The 18705-nt window shown below is 67.1% G+C and carries 22 protein-coding genes; 13 read left to right on the top strand and 9 right to left on the bottom strand.

The window, feature by feature from the left end:
• Window positions 1-36: 36 nt before the first annotated feature.
• Complete coding sequence (locus ACP2AD_RS14210) at window positions 37-1476, bottom strand: hypothetical protein (protein WP_425230696.1); 1440 nt, start codon at window positions 1474-1476, stop codon at window positions 37-39.
• Between the two features lie 230 nt (window positions 1477-1706).
• On the opposite strand from ACP2AD_RS14210, the gene uvrA reads away from it, so the two are divergent.
• Window positions 1707-4631: an excinuclease ABC subunit UvrA gene (gene uvrA / locus ACP2AD_RS14205; RefSeq protein WP_425230695.1), complete on the top strand. Its 2925-nt coding sequence runs from the start codon at window positions 1707-1709 to the stop codon at window positions 4629-4631.
• A gap of 38 nt (window positions 4632-4669) precedes the next feature.
• On the opposite strand, the gene ACP2AD_RS14200 is transcribed toward uvrA, so the two are convergent.
• Genes ACP2AD_RS14200 through ACP2AD_RS14190 form a run of 3 tightly spaced genes read right to left on the bottom strand, consistent with a single transcriptional unit; the run spans window position 4670 to window position 6335 of the window.
• A complete protein-coding gene (locus tag ACP2AD_RS14200) occupies window positions 4670-5416 on the bottom strand; it encodes an alpha-ketoglutarate-dependent dioxygenase AlkB family protein (RefSeq protein WP_425230694.1) in 747 nt (248 codons plus the stop codon).
• Complete coding sequence (locus tag ACP2AD_RS14195) at window positions 5409-6191, bottom strand: hypothetical protein (protein ID WP_425230693.1); 783 nt, start codon at window positions 6189-6191, stop codon at window positions 5409-5411. Before ACP2AD_RS14195 ends, ACP2AD_RS14200 begins: the two co-directional genes overlap by 8 nt.
• Window positions 6192-6227: 36 nt before the next feature.
• Window positions 6228-6335 (bottom strand): BrnA antitoxin family protein, encoded by a 108-nt coding sequence (locus ACP2AD_RS14190; protein ID WP_425230692.1) that lies wholly within the window; start codon window positions 6333-6335, stop codon window positions 6228-6230.
• Between the two features lie 60 nt (window positions 6336-6395).
• Here ACP2AD_RS14190 and ACP2AD_RS14185 point away from each other — a divergent pair, with 60 nt between their 5' ends.
• Window positions 6396-7004 carry an SOS response-associated peptidase family protein gene (locus ACP2AD_RS14185; RefSeq protein WP_425230691.1) on the top strand — a complete coding sequence of 203 codons (609 nt, stop codon included), beginning with the start codon at window positions 6396-6398 and terminating at the stop codon, window positions 7002-7004.
• Window positions 7005-7013: 9 nt separating this feature from the next.
• Here ACP2AD_RS14185 and ACP2AD_RS14180 read toward each other — a convergent pair whose 3' ends face one another.
• Both ACP2AD_RS14180 and ACP2AD_RS14175 read right to left on the bottom strand, forming a co-directional pair.
• Window positions 7014-7295, bottom strand: a complete 282-nt coding sequence (locus ACP2AD_RS14180; RefSeq protein ID WP_425230690.1) for a BrnA antitoxin family protein — start codon at window positions 7293-7295, stop codon at window positions 7014-7016.
• 54 nt (window positions 7296-7349) lie between these two features.
• Complete coding sequence (locus tag ACP2AD_RS14175; protein WP_425230689.1) at window positions 7350-7520, bottom strand: hypothetical protein; 171 nt, start codon at window positions 7518-7520, stop codon at window positions 7350-7352.
• A gap of 320 nt (window positions 7521-7840) precedes the next feature.
• Here ACP2AD_RS14175 and ACP2AD_RS14170 point away from each other — a divergent pair, with 320 nt between their 5' ends.
• From ACP2AD_RS14170 to ACP2AD_RS14155, 4 genes are all read left to right on the top strand, one after another.
• Complete coding sequence (locus tag ACP2AD_RS14170) at window positions 7841-8575, top strand: hypothetical protein (RefSeq protein ID WP_425230688.1); 735 nt, start codon at window positions 7841-7843, stop codon at window positions 8573-8575.
• A gap of 215 nt (window positions 8576-8790) precedes the next feature.
• Window positions 8791-9000, top strand: a complete 210-nt coding sequence (locus ACP2AD_RS14165; RefSeq protein ID WP_425230687.1) for a cold-shock protein — start codon at window positions 8791-8793, stop codon at window positions 8998-9000.
• Between the two features lie 219 nt (window positions 9001-9219).
• Window positions 9220-9423 (top strand): hypothetical protein, encoded by a 204-nt coding sequence (locus tag ACP2AD_RS14160; RefSeq protein WP_425230686.1) that lies wholly within the window; start codon window positions 9220-9222, stop codon window positions 9421-9423.
• Between the two features lie 76 nt (window positions 9424-9499).
• Window positions 9500-9925: a hypothetical protein gene (locus tag ACP2AD_RS14155; protein ID WP_425230685.1), complete on the top strand. Its 426-nt coding sequence runs from the start codon at window positions 9500-9502 to the stop codon at window positions 9923-9925.
• 43 nt (window positions 9926-9968) lie between these two features.
• Here ACP2AD_RS14155 and ACP2AD_RS14150 read toward each other — a convergent pair whose 3' ends face one another.
• On the bottom strand, window positions 9969-10142 hold the full coding sequence (locus ACP2AD_RS14150; RefSeq protein WP_425230684.1) for a hypothetical protein: 174 nt from the start codon (window positions 10140-10142) through the stop codon (window positions 9969-9971).
• Entirely contained in the window at window positions 10135-10986 is an 852-nt protein-coding gene (locus ACP2AD_RS14145) for an SDR family oxidoreductase (protein ID WP_425230683.1), read from the bottom strand. The genes ACP2AD_RS14150 and ACP2AD_RS14145 overlap by 8 nt, the downstream gene beginning before the upstream one ends.
• A 131-nt stretch (window positions 10987-11117) precedes the next feature.
• Here ACP2AD_RS14145 and ACP2AD_RS14140 point away from each other — a divergent pair, with 131 nt between their 5' ends.
• The 3 genes from ACP2AD_RS14140 (at window position 11118) to ACP2AD_RS14130 (ending at window position 13794) form a co-directional block, all read left to right on the top strand.
• The gene (locus tag ACP2AD_RS14140) at window positions 11118-11696 is read left to right on the top strand and encodes an SRPBCC family protein (RefSeq protein ID WP_425230682.1); all 579 of its coding nucleotides are present in this window, start codon (window positions 11118-11120) and stop codon (window positions 11694-11696) included.
• A 31-nt stretch (window positions 11697-11727) separates the two neighbouring features.
• Window positions 11728-12897 carry a zinc-dependent alcohol dehydrogenase gene (locus tag ACP2AD_RS14135; RefSeq protein ID WP_425230681.1) on the top strand — a complete coding sequence of 390 codons (1170 nt, stop codon included), beginning with the start codon at window positions 11728-11730 and terminating at the stop codon, window positions 12895-12897.
• Window positions 12898-13011: 114 nt separating this feature from the next.
• Window positions 13012-13794 carry an SDR family NAD(P)-dependent oxidoreductase gene (locus ACP2AD_RS14130; RefSeq protein WP_425230680.1) on the top strand — a complete coding sequence of 261 codons (783 nt, stop codon included), beginning with the start codon at window positions 13012-13014 and terminating at the stop codon, window positions 13792-13794.
• A 43-nt stretch (window positions 13795-13837) separates the two neighbouring features.
• On the opposite strand, the gene ACP2AD_RS14125 is transcribed toward ACP2AD_RS14130, so the two are convergent.
• On the bottom strand, window positions 13838-14662 hold the full coding sequence (locus tag ACP2AD_RS14125) for an HpcH/HpaI aldolase/citrate lyase family protein (protein ID WP_425230679.1): 825 nt from the start codon (window positions 14660-14662) through the stop codon (window positions 13838-13840).
• Window positions 14663-14787: 125 nt separating this feature from the next.
• Here ACP2AD_RS14125 and cyoA point away from each other — a divergent pair, with 125 nt between their 5' ends.
• Genes cyoA through cyoD form a run of 4 tightly spaced genes read left to right on the top strand, consistent with a single transcriptional unit; the run spans window position 14788 to window position 18659 of the window.
• Entirely contained in the window at window positions 14788-15651 is an 864-nt protein-coding gene (gene cyoA, locus ACP2AD_RS14120) for a ubiquinol oxidase subunit II (protein WP_425230678.1), read from the top strand.
• A 4-nt stretch (window positions 15652-15655) separates the two neighbouring features.
• Window positions 15656-17653, top strand: a complete 1998-nt coding sequence (gene cyoB, locus ACP2AD_RS14115; RefSeq protein ID WP_425230677.1) for a cytochrome o ubiquinol oxidase subunit I — start codon at window positions 15656-15658, stop codon at window positions 17651-17653.
• Window positions 17650-18282, top strand: a complete 633-nt coding sequence (locus ACP2AD_RS14110) for a cytochrome (ubi)quinol oxidase subunit III (RefSeq protein WP_425230676.1) — start codon at window positions 17650-17652, stop codon at window positions 18280-18282. Before cyoB ends, ACP2AD_RS14110 begins: the two co-directional genes overlap by 4 nt.
• Window positions 18279-18659 (top strand): cytochrome o ubiquinol oxidase subunit IV, encoded by a 381-nt coding sequence (gene cyoD / locus ACP2AD_RS14105; protein ID WP_425230675.1) that lies wholly within the window; start codon window positions 18279-18281, stop codon window positions 18657-18659. Before ACP2AD_RS14110 ends, cyoD begins: the two co-directional genes overlap by 4 nt.
• The last annotated feature ends 46 nt before the right edge of the window (window positions 18660-18705 follow it).

Below are 18705 nucleotides of genomic sequence, written 5' to 3'. Positions count from 1 at the left end.
CAATACACCAGCCGGGTCCGCCTGTCACGTCCGGCGCTAGTCGGCGGGCGGCTCGTTGCCGTCGGGACTGCCCGCGGCGCGCTTCTGATCGGCGGGTGTCGGCTGGCGCGGCGGGGTAGGGGCAGGCGCGGGAGGCTCGGGCGCGGGCTGCGGCGGCGCGGCGCGCTCCGGCTCCCGGGTCACCTGCTGCGGCTCCGGCGCCGCCGGGGCGGGCCGCTCGGGCGCGCGATAGACCGGCTCGGCCGCCGGCGCCGGGGAACGATCGGCCGGCGCCTCCGCCACGGGCTGCGGCGCGGACGTATAGGCCGGACGCTCGCTTCGACGCTCGTTGCGCTCCGGCGCGGCGCCGCGCGTGTCGGCGGGCGGCGTGTACGCAGCGGCGGGCATGTCGCCGCCTACCGGCGGCTCGGCCGCCTCCGTCGAGCGCCGCCCGCCATAGCCCGGGCCGGCCGGCGTCGTCGCCGCATCGCCGGCCCGCTCTAGCCGTGGCGGCGCACCGTCGTTGCGTGTCGAGCGATCGGGGCCCGGCCGCCGCTGACCGGACCGGTTGCTCGCCCCGCCGTGAAACTGACCGTCCTGCGGCGCGCTCGTCCCCCACCCGTCTTGCGGGGTCCGGCCGTAATGGCCGCTGTTCGCGCGCCGTGCGTCGCGGTCGCCGCGATAGCGATCGTGCGGATCGGGGCCACGGCCGCCATTGCGATCCTGCCGCCACCGCCGCCAGCCGTCATTGTCGCGCCAGCTCCCGAACGAGCCGTGGAAGTTGATCGACCAGCTGGGCCCGCCCCACAGCTGCGCCTGTTGCGGCCGGGACGCCGCATACCAGAGCCGACGCCCCTCGGCGTAGAGCGCGCCGGCGGCGCGGCCGCCCGGCTGCCCGTCGAGCAGCTGTCCGTCGGCGCCGAATACCGCCGCCACCACGCCGTGATCGAAGGCGTAGCTATACTGGCGGTCGCGGACCAGGAACGGCACGGCCGTGTCGGGCGCGAAGAAGAAGAAGCGGGTATCGGCACTGCTGATCGGCGCCGCGATCACCACCGCCCCATCGCTCAGCCGCCAGGCATAGCGCGGCACGCCCGCGTCGACGAAGCGCAGGTCGGGTTCCGTACCGTCAACCGCGCCCATCATCGCATCGGCATCGTCCAGCCAGCGATAGTCAGGGTCGGCCGCGCGCGCCGGTTCGCCATAGGGTGCATAGCCGGGCCGGGGCCCGGGTTGATGATCCGGCACCGCGGCCAGCTTCGGATCGGGCGGCGGGACCGGGGCGGGGACAGCCTCAACCACCGCCGCGACGTGCTTTCCCGCCGCTGCACGCACCGCCACCCGCCGCGCCGTCCGCCGCACCACCCCGCGGTGCGCGTGCTTGGCATGGGTGGTCGTATGGGCCCGCGCTCGCGTCGCTGCCTCCCCCGCGCCTGCCGTTCCCGCCGCCAGCGCCAGCATCGCCGCCGCTGCCAGCCACCGTGCTGTCCTGCTCATCCCCGTTGCTCCCGTTCAATCCGCCCCGGTCTGCCCCCGCCGACCTGAACCGGGCGTGTCGTCACCGTCGCCCGCCGTTCAGCCGCGTGCGCGCCGACTGTCTGGCCGAGCCCGCCCCGCCTCGCAACCGCCCGCTGCCGCCCCTATGTTGCGGGCTAGCCCGGCTCCCGGAACATCAGTAGAACCCGCCCTATGTCCCTCAGCACTATTCCTCAGCATAGGTGTTCCGTATGCTGAACAACATTAGCGTCCGCGGCGCGCGCGAGCACAACCTCAAGGGTGTCGACATCGACATCCCGCGTGACACGCTGACGGTGATCACCGGGCTGTCGGGCTCGGGCAAGTCCTCACTCGCCTTCGACACCATCTACGCCGAGGGTCAGCGCCGCTACGTCGAGTCGCTGTCGGCCTATGCGCGGCAGTTCCTGGAGCTGATGCAGAAGCCCGACGTCGACCATATCGAGGGGCTCTCCCCCGCCATCTCGATCGAGCAGAAGACCACCAGCCGCAATCCGCGCTCGACCGTCGCGACCGTCACCGAAATCTACGATTACATGCGCCTGCTGTGGGCGCGCGTCGGCGTTCCTTACAGCCCCGCCACCGGCCTGCCGATCGCGGCGCAGACGGTCAGCCAGATGGTCGACCGCGTCACCGCCCTGCCCGAAGGCACACGCCTCTACCTGCTCGCCCCCGCCGTCCGCGGGCGCAAGGGCGAATACCGCAAGGAGCTGCTGGAGTGGCAGAAGGCGGGCTTCACCCGCGTCCGCATCGATGGCACGGTGTACGAGATCGACGAGGCGCCCGCGCTCGACAAGAAGCTGAAGCACGATGTCGAGATCGTCGTCGACCGCCTCGTCGTCGGGCCGGACATGGCGACGCGGCTGGCCGAGAGTTTCGAGCAGGCGCTCAAGCTCGCCGACGGGCTCGCCTATGTCGATCTGGTCGACGCGACGGTGCCCGGCCGCGAGGATGAGGCCGCGTCGGGCGGGGCGATGAAGAACGCCGGCATCCCCGCCAACCGCATCGTCTTTTCCGAGAAGTTCGCCTGCCCGGTCAGCGGCTTCACCATCGCCGAGATCGAGCCGCGGCTGTTCTCCTTCAACGCGCCGCAGGGTGCCTGCCCCGCGTGCGACGGGCTGGGCGAAAAGCTGCTGTTCGACGAGGATCTGGTCGTCCCCAACCACGACCTGTCGATCAAGAAGGGCGCGGTCGTGCCCTGGGCCAAGTCGAACCCGCCTAGTCCCTATTACATGCAGGTGCTGGGCAGTCTCGCGCGCGAACTCGGCTTCGCGCTCGACACGCCATGGCGCGACCTGCCCGAGGACATCCGCGCGGCTGTCCTCCACGGCACGCAGGGCAAGCCCGTCACGCTCACCTTCGTCGACGGCAAGAAGAGCTACGACGTCCACAAGCCGTTCGAGGGCGTGATCGGCAACCTCAACCGGCGCTACCTTCAGACCGAGAGCGCGTGGATGCGCGAGGAGCTGGGCAAGTACCAGTCGCCCAAGCCGTGCGAGACCTGCCACGGCGCGCGGCTCAAGCCCGAGGCGCTGGCGGTCAAGGTCGCGCAGCAGGACATCAGCCACGCCACCCACCTGTCGGTGGTCGACGCGCTCGCCTTCTTCCAGGCGATGCCCGCGACGCTCAACGATCAGCAGCGCGCGATCGCCGAGCGCATCCTGAAGGAGATCGTCGAGCGGCTGGGCTTCCTCAACAATGTCGGCCTCGACTACCTCAACCTCGACCGCACCAGCGGCACGCTCAGCGGCGGCGAGAGCCAGCGCATCCGCCTCGCCAGCCAGATCGGCAGCGGCCTGTCGGGCGTCCTCTACGTCCTCGACGAGCCCAGCATCGGCCTCCACCAGCGCGACAACGACATGCTGCTCGCGACGCTCAGGCGGCTGCGCGACCTCGGCAACACCGTGCTCGTCGTCGAGCATGACGAGGACGCGATCCGCACCGCCGACTATGTCATCGACATGGGGCCGGGCGCGGGCGTCCATGGCGGCGAGGTCGTCGCCCACGGCACGCTCGCCGAGCTGCTGGCAAGCAAGACCAGCGTCACCGCCGATTACCTCAACGGCACCCGCGAGGTTCCCGTGCCCGCGAAGCGCCGCAAGGGCACGGGCAAGAAGCTGACGGTCCACAACGCCACCGCCAACAACCTGACCGGCGTCACCGCGTCGATCCCGCTCGGCACCTTCACCTGCGTCACCGGGGTCAGCGGTTCGGGCAAGTCCTCCTTCACCATCGACACGCTCTACGCCGCCGCCGCGCGCCAGCTCAACGGCGCCCGCATCCTCGCCGGCAAGCACGACAAGGTCACCGGCCTCCAGCATCTCGACAAGGTCATCGACATCGACCAGTCGCCGATCGGCCGCACGCCGCGCTCGAACCCCGCGACCTACACCGGCGCGTTCACCTGCATCCGCGACTGGTTCGCCGGCCTGCCCGAGAGCGCCGCGCGCGGTTACAAGCCCGGCCGCTTCTCCTTCAACGTCAAGGGCGGCCGCTGCGAGGCGTGCCAGGGCGACGGCGTCCTCAAGATCGAGATGCACTTCCTCCCCGACGTCTATGTCACCTGCGACGTCTGCCACGGCGCGCGCTACAACCGCGAGACGCTGGAGGTGAAGTTCAAGGGCCTGAGCATCGCCGACGTGCTCGACATGACCGTCGAGGACGCGGTCGCGTTCTTCAAGGCCGTCCCCCCGATCCGCGACAAGATGGCGATGCTGGCCGAGGTGGGCCTCGGCTACGTCAAGGTCGGCCAGCAGGCGACGACGCTCTCGGGCGGCGAGGCGCAGCGGGTGAAGCTGGCGAAGGAACTCGCCCGCCGCGCCACCGGCCAGACGCTGTATATATTGGACGAGCCCACCACCGGGCTCCACTTCGAGGATGTGCGCAAGCTGCTGGAGGTCCTCCACGCGCTGGTCGAACAGGGCAACACCGTGGTGGTGATCGAGCACAACCTCGACGTCATCAAGACCGCCGACTGGGTGCTGGACCTGGGGCCGGAGGGCGGCGTCAAGGGTGGCGAGATCGTCGCGGAGGGGACGCCGGAGGTCGTCGCGGCGGCGCCGGGGAGCTTCACGGGACGGTATCTGGCGCCGTTGCTGCGGGGTAGGGGTGCGGAGCGGGCGGAGGCGGCGGAGTGAGACGCTCCCACTCCGCCTGAACAGTAAGATGCCCTTCTCTAATTGATTGTTCGAAAGGTTAAGTTGAAACGGTTATCCTTCACCTTTGGTCTCTTAGGAACAGAGTGCTGCCAGTAATGTTGCATCTCACCTTGCATGATTAGAAGTGAACCATGCTTTAAGGGAATGGACAATTTCTGTGAATGATCATCATTCTTACGAATTAGGAAATCACGAGTTGCTCCAAAATTTGCCGACGCGATTACCGGATTTTCCCCCAACTCTTTCTCATCATCTGCATGCCAGCTTAGCGAGTCCTGACCATCTCTGTACCAGTTTAGCAACACGCAGTTAAATTGGTGGGCGGCGCACTCCTCAATGCGATTTTTTAGGTGCGAAAGGCCGCTCACCCACGGGTGTGGGTCAGCGTTGATACCTGAGTACTCGTAAGATTTACCAGGATCGCCATACCATGCCGTTAGCCGTGGAAGCGGGATGACTTTGCCGTACAGTTTGAGGTAATCCTGCTGCCATCGAATGTGGCTGAAAGCTAAGCTGTTTAACTCAGCTGCTGACAAGGAGCGCCAGTCTACCTTACGCCAGTCGAACCGGTCATTCTCGAGAAAATACTCTACAGAGCGATCACTCCAGCGAGCATTGAAAAACCTTTCCGAGTAAAAGAAGGTTCCGCTTGGGATTGTGACATGAAAGCCATGCCAACGATCATTCCACGCGGCCTGATAGCCGGGTCTATCGGGTAGATTGAAAGGCAGCTCATTGGACGTTAGTTGGAACAGGTTATCCATCCCTCACCTCCAGTTCGCAATGCCATACGATGGCCGGCTCGCTACGGTTGTCGCACTTGAACTGCTCTAGAGTCGATGAGGCAACGGTAATGCGAGATGCCATTTTTGGATGTTCGACAGCGGTCTTGAGCTTCTGCAGATTAGGTGATCCGCCGTCAAAGTCGCGATCGTTCCCGACCGCTATTATGACGTGTTTACCGGGCGACAATCTGTCCCCAAGTAGCTTCAGGTGATTGTAGCCGTTGATGTCGAGCACGTTTGAGAAGACATGAAGCGTACTCCGTGCCCCCTCACGCTCAAGCTCATCTTTTTCTAAATCACTGAACGACTTTCGGATACCGTCAACCGCGCTGCGTGGTGCGAGAGCTTTGTAGATAGCCTTAGCTCTGCAAAGCGCCATCGCAGAAGGTTCAACTAGGATGACATCTGAAACCTGATTGAACAGTGTGGGGCCAAGTGCCTCATAAAGGAACAGGCCGGCGAGTCCTTGGCCGCACCCATAATCGATCCATCTCGTTGCCGAGTCGATGCTCAGAAGCGACAGGAACTTACTCGCATAAGTCCACTGGCTCTGGACCATTGGTCCGTACGAATACAGGTACTGATTTAGCTGATCTTCTGTTTCAATAACAGTCTTACCGTAGTTCAGTGACTTATATACGTCAGCGCTCTTCTGAACGGCGAAAGATCCGCGCAGCCATGCGAAGCTCGGGACGCGGCCGTCCTTGCCTAGCGCCCGTATGCGTCCAATGGCCGAGTCATCCATCTTACTCATCACCACCTCTATTCTCAACTTACCGCTATGACGAGCTCAATCCAACCCCACCGCCTTCCGCAGCGCCTCGTTGATCCGCCCCTGCCACCCCGGCCCGTCTTCGCGGAACGGCTCCACCACATCCTGGTCGAGCCGCAGCGTCACCTGCCGCTTCGCCCACTTCCGCGGCTGGATTCACCTCTCCCCAAACCCTAACCTCACACCATGTGCAACGAAGCCGCCCGCCGGATCGCGCTCCATCAGCTCCGCCAGGACTGGTCGCAGCTCAAGATCCCGCTCCGCTTCCCCGAGGGGCTGCCCAACCTGGCCCCGCTCGACTCGATCCGGATCACGGACCCGACGCTCATCCTGCGCGCCGACCCCGACGGCGCCGGGGCGGAGGGCGTCATCCGGCGCTGGAGCTGGCCAGGGCCGACCGGCAAGCCCGTCTATAACTTCCGGTCGGAGGGTCGCCGACTGACCAACTTTGCCGATGGCGGCCGCTGCCTGATCCCGATCGACGCCTTTTTTGAGTTCAGCGAGCCGCCGCCCGGCGCAAAACGCAAGAGCAAGTGGCGCTTCACCGCCGCACCCGGCGCGCTCGGCTTTGACTGGTTCTGCGTCGCCGGGCTGTGGCGGCGCGACGCGACCGTCGGCGAGGCCTTCACCATGCTCACCTGCGAACCCGGCCCGGACATCGCTCCCTATCACCGCCGCCAGATCGTCTTGCCCCCGCGCGACGCCTGGGCCGGCTGGCTCGACGGCTCGCTCTCCGCCACCGACATCTGCCGCCCGACGCCGGCTGGCAGCCTGCACGTCGAACAGCTGCGCTGACGGGAGGCCCTACAACCCCACCGCCTTCCGCAGCGCCTCGTTGATCCGCCCCTGCCACCCCGGCCCGCCCGCGCGGAACCGCTCCACCACATCCGGGTCGAGCCGCAGCGTCACCTGCCGCTTCGCCGCACCGCCCAGTGGCGGCCTCCCAGTCCGCATCAACGTCCCGTTCGCCGGGCGTACGACCTTGCCCCCGACCACCAGCTCGGCGCGATCGAGCTGGTCGTCCGTCCATTCCGGCAGATCATCGTCATCCCATGCGGGGCGCGATGCGGCGACGTTCCTTGTCATGACAGTACCTCATCGAGATTACGCGTAAGCCTTCGTCGGTCGGCGTCCACGCCATCAGCACCAGCCGCTCGGCCAGCTAGCCATAGGTCTGATAGCGCGGCTCCGGATAGTCGAACCGGTCATCCTCAGCGTCGTGCCGGCGAACAACGCGCCAGCATCGGCGAAGTCCAGCGCACGCTCGCGCAGCGTCTCCTCACGCTTGGCAGGATCGAAGCTGATCTCCACCGGTTTATGTAGCTACAGAAAAAGCCGCGTCAACCAGCGGCTCCTCGACCAGCCTCCGCGCGCACCCGCACCGGTGACAGAACCCGTCGTCGAACACCGCACCCAGCACCCACGCCTGCCGCGCCACGTCCCACTCCACCAAGCGTCCCGGCTCACCCGATCGCTCCCGCACCAGGGGCACACGATCCGCGTCCGCTCGCCGCGCATGCCCCCGCCCCGACAACGGAACAAATCCGGGTCAAACCCCAAAATAGCCCTGTCCTACAAGCCCCCGCCCCGCATACCTGTCCGGTCCTCTCACCGACTCGAGCGAGGACCTCATGGCAAAGCGCCGTCACCGGCATCGCCCCGCGCCACCGCCCTGCATCCACCCCGTCGCGTCACCGGAAGACATCGACGCTGCGCTCACCGCAGGGCTGAACGGATCAGCGACGCTGACGCCGGAACAGCACCAGGCCGAGTTCCACCAGCTCGTCACCGGGCGGGTCGCGCGCGGCGAGCATGTGCCGGATGCGATGCTTGCCGCCGCGCGGGCCGGCGGCTGGGTCCCGCCCGACCCGACCTCGCTCCAGCTGCTCGCCACCGGCCGGATCGGCGGCCGCGGCTGGACGCCCGCGGTGCAGCGCGCCTTCCTCCTCCACCTGGCGGAAAACGGCGTCGTCGCCGCGGCGTGCCGCCATGTCGGGCTGAGCAAGCAGAGCGCCAATGCGCTGCGCAGCCGTCACCCGGCGTCCGTCTTCGCGATCCTGTGGGATGTCGCCGTCCGCATCGGCCGCCGCCGCCTGCTGGAGGAGGCGACCGAGCGGGCGCTCCATGGCCGTGAGGAGGCGGTGTGGCATCGCGGCGAACAGGTCGGCACGCGCCGCGTGTTCAGCGACCGGCTGCTGATGTGCGTCCTCACGCACGAGCCGCCGCCCGCGCACCCCAATCTGTCGCAGCGCGAGCTGGAGGATCTGTGGTCGACGCTCCTGAACGAGGTCGACGCGGAGTTGCCGCCGTCGGTGCCGCTGCGGCGGATCGCGGAGCTGAAGGAGCCGTCCGGGGACGAGGCGTGAATGCCGTTCTGGCGGACAACATGGACAACATCGCGCCGCCCGCCTTGCCGCCAGCCTCGCCGCCAGCCTTGCCCTTTGCCGGCCGCCGCCCCACATGGCGGTCGCTGAAGTCGCAAATCGACGGTTATCCAGCTTTGCGGCTCGATCCTTCCTTCCCTGCCCCGCAGCACCGCGCGCGCCGGTTGTCGGCCGCGCCGCATGAAAGGAACACCCTCATGGCCACCACCGGCACCGTCAAGTTCTTCAACGCCGACAAGGGCTATGGCTTCATCGCCCCCGAAAATGGCGGCAACGACGCCTTCGTCCACATCTCCGCCGTCGAGCGTGCGGGGCTGGTCACGCTGACGCAGAACCAGCGCGTCAGCTACGATCTCGAAGAGGATCGCCGCGGCAAGATGACCGCCGTGAACCTGCAGGCGGTGTAGGCCGCAGCGCGCACGTGCGTAGCGCCGCTGTGCACGTGCGCGCCTCGACCGCGGCAGGACCGGGGGTATGCCCCGGAGAAAGGAAAACGGTGACGCTGTACGGCCGATCGACACGCGTGGGGGAGCGGCCGGATCAACCGGGTGTCTCGGCAATGCCGCGCTTCGCCCGTATCGCCGCGTTCCGATCCGGGCTACACCCGGTCGCGATCGGAGACTCGCATGCGTGACAGTGACACTTACTCGGCGCACGCCACCCGCTGCCGCCAGGAAGCCGCCGACGCGATCCTCGACAACGTCCGCGACCGGGCGCTGCGTGCGGAGGCCGCCTGGAACGCGATGGCGGCGCGCAGCCTCAAGACGGAGGCGAGCCGCGATGCCCGCGCCGCCAAGGTCGAGCTGGAGGACGTCGCCGCCGCCGGCTGACGCCCGCGTCCCGCGCGCAAGGAACGGCGCGCCCGCCCGCCCGTTGGGCAGGCAAGCCATTCAAGGACGCCATTTCATGTCATCGCGCAAATCGGCGCCGTCGCGCCCCGGGCCAACGACGCTGCTCTTCGGCCTTGCTACCTTTGTCGCCGGCACCGCCGCGCTCACCATCGCCGCCGTTGCGCTTGCAACGCGACGCCGCGACGAAGCGGAGAAGGGGCAATCGGCCCCCGCGCCGCTGCCGCTCCGGCCGGAGCCCGCAGCCAACGGTCCCGCCGCGCGCGATCCCGGCGTGCCGACCGGGTTGGAAGGCCATGGCGCGCCCGACCTGGCGGCGGGCGGGGACCTCGGCCCCGATCACCGCGCACCCGCGGCGTTCCGCCCCGACATCGACGCGCCGATGACTCCCGCCGAACGCGAGGCGCTTCGCCCGGCCACGGGCCCGGCGCCCAGCCTGGTCTCGGCCGAAGGCACCGGTTTTCAGCCCGGCGGCGAGCGCTGATCCGCAGCGCCTGCGTGGCTGCGGCGGATGGCGATGGGTCAGGTCAGAGCAGCGACGACTTGCGCGGGATCGTCTCCTCGCTCTCCTGTCCCTTGTCGAGCAGGTCGCTGGGCCGCCGCGCGTCGCCCTCCTGCTGATGCTCGGTTGACAGGTTCGGGTGGTCCGTTGCCGTTGTCGGCTTGATCGGATCGTCGGTTGCTTCGCGCTCTTCAGCCATTCACCACCTGCCCGCCATTCGGATGCAGTACCTGCCCCGACATATAGCTCGCATCATCGCACGCCAGGAACAGGAAGGCGGGCGCCACCTCGTTCGGCTGCCCCGCCCGGCCCATCGGCGTCTTCTGCCCAAAGGTCGCCAGCTTCTTGGCGCTCGCCCCGCCGCTGGGGTTGAGCGGTGTCCAAATCGGGCCGGGCGCGACCGCATTGACGCGGATGCCCTTGCCGACCAGCTGCTCCGACAGCGACCGGGTAAAGGCGGTGATCGCCCCCTTGGTCGACGAATAGTCGAGCAGCTCGGGCTCACCCGCATACATGGTGACGGAGGTGCAGTTCACGATCGCGGCGCCCTCCTGCAGATGCGGGCGCGCCGCCTGGACCATGAAGAACATCCCGAAGATGTTGGTCTGGAACGTCCGGCGCAGCTGGTCCTCGGTGATGTCCGTGATGTCGCTGTCGGGATGCTGCTCCCCGGCATTGTTGACCAGCACGTGCAGCCCGCCCAGTTCACGCACCACCTGCTCGACCGCGCGGGTGCAGAACGCCTTGTCGCCGACATCGCCCGCGATCGTCAGCGCGCGACGGCCCTCGTCGCGGATCGCCTGCGCCGTCTCCGCGGCATCGTCATGCTCGTTGAGATAGACGATCGCGACGTCCGCGCCCTCGCGCGCGAACAGCACCGCGGTCGCGCGGCCGATGCCGCTGTCGCCCCCGGTGACCACCGCTACCTTGCCGCTCAGCCGCCCCGCGCCGGGAAAGCGCGGCCGCCATTCTGGTTTCGGTTCAAGGGTCGATTCATGACCCGGCAGCCCGTCTTCGTCGATTCGGCCGAACAATGCGCTCATCGCGGAAAACTCCTCTTCCCTGTCCGAACCGCCCGGCGCAGCGGCGGTTCCGACCTCACTAACCTGAGGCAATGCCCGGGAACCCTGCCGTCGCCGGCGCGCTTCTGGTCGTGATTGCAAGGAGATGGACGATGGCGGAAGCCAGAGGCGACGACGGACCCGTCGGCGCCGCCAAGAAGGGTCAGGCTGCCGAGGTCGAGGCGATGTTCGGCGACGGCGCGGGCAGCGAGGTCGTCGGCCGCGCAGTGACGATCAACCGACCGGTGGCGGAGGTCTGGGCGTTCTACCGCGACCTGTCGAACGCCCCGCGCTACATGGACGAAGTTGAGCGGGTCGACACCAGCGATCCGCAGCGCCCGCACTGGGTCGCTCACGGTGCCGGCGGTCGCACTGTCGAATGGGACGCCGCGATCACCGAGGAGGAGCCGGAGTCGCTACTCGCGTGGCAGGCGGTCGACACCAACTATGCCAATGCCGGCCGCACCACCTTCAAGGAAGTGGCCGGGCGCGGCACGGTGGTGACGCTCACGCTCAACTATGATCCGGTCGGCGGTGCAGTCGGCAAGCTGGTGGCGAAGCTGTTCCAGCGCGATCCCGCCATCCAGGCGCGCCGCAACCTCCGCCGCCTGAAGCAGCTGCTCGAAACCGGCGAGATCGCCACCGCCGCGCGCAACAAGGCGCTCGATGCCGAAGGGAAGACCCACGAATGAACGCGCATTCTTGCTTAAGGGAGCGACGCTGATGCGCGCACTGGCCTGGCACGGCAAACACGACGTCCGCGTCGACACCGTCTCCGACCCGGAGATCGTCAACGATCGCGACTGCATCATCAAGGTGACGTCGACCGCGATCTGCGGTTCCGATCTCCATCTCTACGACGGCTACATCCCGACGATGCAGGCGGGCGATGTGCTCGGCCACGAATTCATGGGCGAGGTGGTCGAGGTCGGCGCCAGATCGACGCTCAAAAAGGGGCAGCGGGTGGTGGTGCCGTTCACCATTGCGTGCGGTAGCTGTTATCATTGCGGCAAGCACCAATACTCCGCCTGCGACAACGGCCTGCCTTCGGACAATCAGGACATCGCCCAGACCCTGTACGGCCAGCCGATGAGCGGGCTGTTCGGCTATAGCCACATGACCGGCGGCTATTCGGGCGGGCAGGCGGAATATGTCCGCGTGCCGTTCAGCGATGTCGGCCCGATCGTCATCCCCGACGGTGTGCCTGACGACAAGGTGCTGTTCCTGTCCGACATCCTGCCGACCGGCTGGCAGGCGGCGGAATATGCTGGGATCGAGCCGGGCGATACGGTTGCGGTCTGGGGCTGCGGCCCGGTCGGACTGTTTGCGGTGCAATCGGCCTTCCTGATGGGAGCCGAGCGCGTGATCGCGATTGATCACTTTCCCAAGCGGCTGGAACTGGCGCGACGGTTCGGGGCGGAGGTCATCAACTTCACCGAGACCGGCGTCTACGAGGCGCTGATGGAGATGACCGGCGGGATCGGCCCCGATGCGGTGATCGACGCTGTCGGGCTGGAGGCGCACGGCTTCTTCGTCGACAACGTGGTCGATCAGATCAAGGCGTCCACCTTCCTCGGCACCGATCGCATCCACGCCATCCGTCAGGCGATCCTTGCCTGCCGAAAGGGGGGACGGGTATCGATGCCGGCCGTGTACGGCGGCTTCGTCGACAAGTTCCCGCTCGGCGCCTTCATGGAAAAGGGGCTGACGCTCAAGACCGGGCAGACCCATGTCCAGCACTACATGCCCGCTCTGTTGAACGCGATCATGGAGGGCAAGATCGAGACCGAGTTCCTGATCTCGCACCATATGCCGCTGGAGCAGGCGCCACACGGCTACAAGATGTTCAAGGATCATCAGGACGAATACACGAAGGTCGTGCTCCAGCCATGAGCGGCACGCCGGCTGCGAAGCCGGGGCCGAGACCGCGCCGCCGGCTGGCCTCGGTCGGCCGGGGACGGGCGACGCCGCTTTGCCGCAGCGCATCTGATCACAGGAGAAACAGCAATGTCCAACAAGTTTGCCATCGTCACCGGCGCATCGTCCGGCATCGGCCTTGAGCTCGCCAAACTGGCGGCCCGTGACGGCTACGCCCTGCTGGTCGCGGCCGACACCTCGTTCACCAGCGCCGAGAGCGAACTCCGCGCGGCAGGCGCGTCGGTAGAGACGCTTGAAGTCGACCTGTCGAACTTCGAGGGTGTCGACCGGTTGCTGGACGCTGCGGGCGGCCGGCAGATCGATCTGCTCTGCGCCAATGCGGGCCACGGCCTGGGCCGCGCTTTTCTCGACCAGGATCCGGCCGAGTGGCGCCACGTCGTCAACACCAACGTGACCGGCACAACCTATCTCCTGCAAAAGGTGCTGAAGCAGATGGTCGCGCGCAACGACGGCAAGGTGCTCGTCACCGGTTCGGTGGCGGGCTATATCCCCGGCTCTTTCCAGGCGGTATATAACGGCACCAAGGCGTTCGTGGACAGCTTCGTGGCCGCCATCCAGAACGAGCTGAAGGACGCCGACGGCGTCACCATCACCAACCTGATGCCCGGGCCTACCGACACCGAGTTCTTCGAACGCGGCGACATGATGGACACGCAGGTCGGCACCGATCCCAAGAAGGAAGACCCCGCCGACACCGCCAAGCACGGCTGGGACGCACTGATGGCGGGTAAGGCCGCGGTGGCCTCGGGCTGGAAGAACAAGGTCCAGACGACGATCGCCAACGTGACCCCGAACGCCGTGCTGGCCGAGCAGCACCGCAAAATGGCGGAGCCGGGCACGGCGAAGGAGTAGCCGCTACCGCCGTTACCCCAGCGCAAAGCGGGGATAACGGCGGTCATCCTGCAGCGAGTATCCGCTCCGCCTCCGCGAGGTGGAGCCTCTCCACCATCGCGCCGTCAAACCGGATCGCGCCCTTGTCGGCATTCTCCGGCTGCGCAAACGCCTTCAAGACGCCACTTGCCCACGCGATGTCCGCTGCAGTCGGCGCGAACGCCGCGTTCGCGGCGGCGATCTGGTCGGGGTGGATCAGCGTCTTGCCGTCGAAGCCCAGCATCGCGCCCTGCGCGCATTCCGCCGCAAGCCGGTCCGCATCCCCGAGCGCGTTGCAAACGCCGTCGAGTGTGGCGATCCCCGCCGCCCGCGCCGCGACGACGATCTGCGTCAGCACCGGCAGCAGCGGCGTCCGCGCCGCATCGGGACGGCTACGCATCTCCTTGGCCAGGTCGTTGGTCCCGGCGACCAGCGCGGTCAGCCCCAGCTCGCCTGCCGCCCCCACCGTCTCGCTCAGCGCGATCACGCCCGCACAGCTCTCCGTCATCGCCCAGAGCGGTACGCCCGCGAGCCGTTCGCGCGCCCAGCGCAGGTCGGCGGGGCCGTCGACCTTGGGCACCAGCACCGCTTCCGCCGCACCGCCCGCCAGCGCCGCCAAGTCGTCGTCGCCCCAGGCCGTGCCGCGGCCGTTGATCCGCACCACCACCGGTTTGCCGAACCCGCCGTCGCGCACCGCCGCCGCCGCCTGCGCCCGCGCCGCTGCCTTCGCATCCGGCGCGACGGCGTCCTCCAGATCAAGGATCACTGCATCGCATGGCAGCTCGCGCGCTTTCGCGACCGCGCGCGGGTTCGAGGCAGGCATGTACAGGACGGAGCGGAGGCGGGTCATGCGGCTCGCTTATCACCGCTCGCGGCGTCGACGAAACGGCGTGACGACAACCTATCTTGGTTTCGATCACGCGCGATTTGCCGCAGGTCATGGTGACGCACCGCACACTACGCTAGGTAGCGCGTGTGCAGCTCGCCCGCCGCCTGCCGCTTCTGCTACCTTTCGCGCTCGTCGCGTGCGCGCCGGGCGTGCTCGAACCGGCCGGGCCGGTCGCGGCGGGGGAGCGGACCATCCTGCTCAACTCGCTGGCGATCATGCTGGCGATCATCGTGCCGACGATCGTCGCGACGCTTGCCTTCGCTTGGTGGTTCCGGGCCGGCAACGCGCGCGCGCAGTATCGCCCGGACTGGGCCTATTCGGGACGGCTGGAATTGCTGGTTTGGTCGGTGCCGCTGCTCGCGGTCATATTCCTCGCCGGGATCGGCTGGGTCGGCAGTCACGCGCTGGAGCCGTCGCGCCCGCTCGCGGCGCGGCAAGCGCCGCTTACGGTTCAGGTCATTTCGCTCGATTGGAAGTGGCTGTTCATCTATCCCGATCAGGGCGTGGCGACGATCAACCACCTGGTCATCCCTGCCGGGCGGCCGATCGCGTTCCGCATCACCTCGGCGACGGTGATGAACAGCTTTTTCGTGCCGCAGCTCGGCAGCCAGATTTACGCGATGAGCGGCATGGACGCGAAGCTTAACCTTCAGGCCGATCGGCCGGGCCACTATCGTGGCCTGTCGGCCCATTATAGCGGCGCGGGCTTTGCAGACATGGGCTTTGCCGTCGACGCAGTCCCATCCGCGGCGTTCGAGGGCTGGGCGGCATCGGCGAGGGCGGCCGGGCCGATGCTCGATGCCCCAACCTTCCTCCGCCTCAACCTGGCCGAGGCCGCGTCGCCGTCGATGACGTTCCGCGCCGTCCAGCCCGGTCTTTACGATGCCGTGGTCCGCAACGGCGGCGCGCCCGTACACGAGCCCGCGCGCCATGCCGGCCGGGAGGATTGAGGCGATGTTCGGCAAGCTCGACTGGTCGGCCATCCCGCTCGACAATCCGATCCCGCTCGTCGCGTTCGGCGTCTTCGGCGGGCTGATCGCGGCGGTGCTGCTGTGGGTCTGGCGCGCCGGGCACTGGCCCTATCTTTGGCGCGAGTGGCTCACGTCTGCCGACCATAAGCGGATCGGCGTCATGTATTGCCTGTTCGCGCTGGTGATGCTGGTCCGCGGCTTTGCCGACGCGCTGATGATGCGTGCGCAGCAGGCGATGGCGATGAACGCGCCCGGCTTTCTGCCGCCGGAACATTATGATCAGGTGTTTTCCGCGCACGGTACGATCATGATCTTCTTCGTCGCCATGCCGTTCATGGTCGGGCTGATGAACTTCGCCGTCCCGCTTCAGCTCGGCATCCGCGACGTGGCATTCCCAACGCTCAACAATGTCAGCTTCTGGCTGACCGCGAGCGGCGCCTTCCTGCTCAATATCAGCCTGGTGGTGGGCGAGTTCGCGAAGACCGGGTGGATTGCCTACCCGCCATTGAGCGAGCTGCGTTTCTCTCCCGGCGTCGGTGTCGACTATTATCTTTGGGCACTGCAGATCAGCGGTGTCGGCACGCTGCTCACCGGCGTCAATCTGGTCACGACGATCCTGAAGATGCGCGCACCGGGCATGGGCTACACGCGGATGCCGATGTTCTGCTGGACGTCACTCGCCACCAACCTGCTGATCGTCGCCGCCTTTCCGCTGCTGACCGCCGTGCTCGCGATGCTGACGCTCGACCGCTATGCGGGTTTTCATTTCTTTACGAACGAACTGGGCGGCAACCAGATGATGTTCGTCAACCTCGTCTGGGCCTGGGGCCATCCCGAGGTGTATATCCTGGTCCTCCCCGCCTTCGGCATCTTCTCCGAGGTGGTGTCGACCTTCTCCGGCAAGCCGCTGTTCGGCTACCGCTCGATGATCGTCGCGACGATGGCGATCTGCCTGTTGAGCTTCATGGTGTGGCTCCATCATTTCTTCACCATGGGCGCGGGCGCCGACGTCAACGGCTTCTTCGGCGTGATGACGATGATCATCGCGGTGCCGACGGGGGTGAAGGTCTTCACCTGGCTGTTCACCATGTACGGCGGCCGGATCAGGTTCACGGTGCCGATGCTCTACGCCATCGGCTTCATGTGCAGTTTCGTGATCGGCGGCATGACCGGCGTCTTGCTGGCGGTGCCGCCCGCGGACTTCCAGCTCCACAACTCGCTGTTCCTGGTCGCGCATTTCCACAACATCGTCATTCCGGCGGTGCTGTTCGGGGCATTCGCCGGCTATACCTACTGGTTCCCCAAGGCATTTGGCTTCCGGTTGCACGAGGGGTGGGGGCGTGCTGCGTTCTGGTTGTGGCTGGTCGGCTTCTATCTCGCCTTCATGCCGCTGTATTTGCTCGGGCTGGAGGGCATGACGCGGCGGCTCCAGCATTATGATGTCCCGCAATGGCAGCCGCCTTTGCTCGTCGCCGGGCTGGGCGCGCTGGTCATTGCGGCGGCGATCGCGTGCATGATCATCCAGCTCTATGTGTCGATCCGTAATCCGGATCGCCTGCGCGACGAGAGCGGCGACCCTTGGGACGGCCGCACGCTGGAATGGTCGACCAGCTCGCCGCCGCCGCCGTTTAATTTTGCTGCGCTTCCCAATGTCGAGGGGGAAGAGGCTTATTGGGGGATGAAGGCGCGCGCGCGGGAGCAGCAGCGGCTGAGCGAGCGGCCGCAGTACGAGGCGTTTCATATGCCGCGCAACTCGCCGACCGGCATCGTCACCGCCTTCTTCACAACGCTAATGGGGTTCGCGCTCGTGTGGCACATCTGGTGGCTGGTGATCGCCGGCTGCTTGGGCGCCTGGGCGACCTTCGTAGTCTTTGCGTGGCGCGACGAAAACGAGGTGCAGGTGTCCGCCGCCGAGGCGGAGCGGCTGGACGATGCGCGGCGTGTTGGCAAGGCTGCGCTCCTGGGGCTTGATCCCGCATGAGCGCCGCAGCCGCCGATCCTCACCATCTGGGGCATGGCGATGTGCCCGTCAGCGAGCGCGGTCCCGCGCCGCAGCGGATCGTGGTCGCTTACGGATTCTGGATCTTCCTCCTTTCGGACTTCATCCTCTTCTCGGGCTTCTTCGCCAGCTATGCTGTCCTGGGTGGCGAGACCGCCGGCGGACCGTCGGGGCGCGACGTCTTCGACCTAGGCCTGGTCGCGTGGGAAACCGCGGCGCTGTTGCTTTCCTCCTTCGCCGCCGGACTGGCGAGCGTCGCAATGCTCGCCCGGCGCGCGCCGCTGTTCCAAATTGGCATGGCGGTGGCGGGGCTGCTCGGCGCGGCGTTCGTGGCGGGCGAGGTCCACGAGTTCCTGCATCTGATCGGCGAAGGTAACGGCCCAGCCCGCAGCGCCTTCCTGTCAAGCTTCTTCGCGCTGGTCGGCTGCCACGGCCTGCATGTAACGTTGGGGCTGCTGTGGTTGATGACGATGATGGCGCAGGTCGGGGCGAAGGGGTTCCGCGACGATGTCATCCGGCGCGTCAACTGCTTCATGCTATTCTGGCACGCGCTCGATATCATCTGGGTGGCGCTGTTCACCACCGTCTATTTGCTGGGGTCGGGGGCATGAGCGAAGGCGGCGATCGCGCGCCTGGCGAGGCGACGGCGGAAGGCCCCGATATCGCGGGTGCGGTGCGCGGCTATCTGATCGGCTTCGCGCTGGCGACGCTGGCGACCATCGCGTCGTTCGCGGTAGCGGCGGGTTATGGCTGGGTGTGGCCGCCGGGCATCCCGATCGCGCTGATCGCGCTGGCGGTCGGCCAGATGGGCGTTCACCTAGTCTTTTTCCTCCACATCACGACGGGACCCGACAACACCAACAACGTGCTTGCGCTCGCCTTCGGCACGTTGATCGCCGGGCTGGTGCTGATCGGCAGCCTGTGGATCATGGCCCATGTCGACCATCACGCGATGAGCCCCGCGGCGATGGCGCGGATGCAGCGCTGACACGATAAGGGCGGCCCTCCCGGCCGGGAGGGCCGCCCTCACTCTA

This window comes from Sphingomonas sp., assembly GCF_965248875.1.
In the GTDB taxonomy this organism is placed as follows: Bacteria; Pseudomonadota; Alphaproteobacteria; order Sphingomonadales; family Sphingomonadaceae; genus Sphingomonas.
This window is presented reverse-complemented; position numbering and strand designations above follow the sequence as displayed.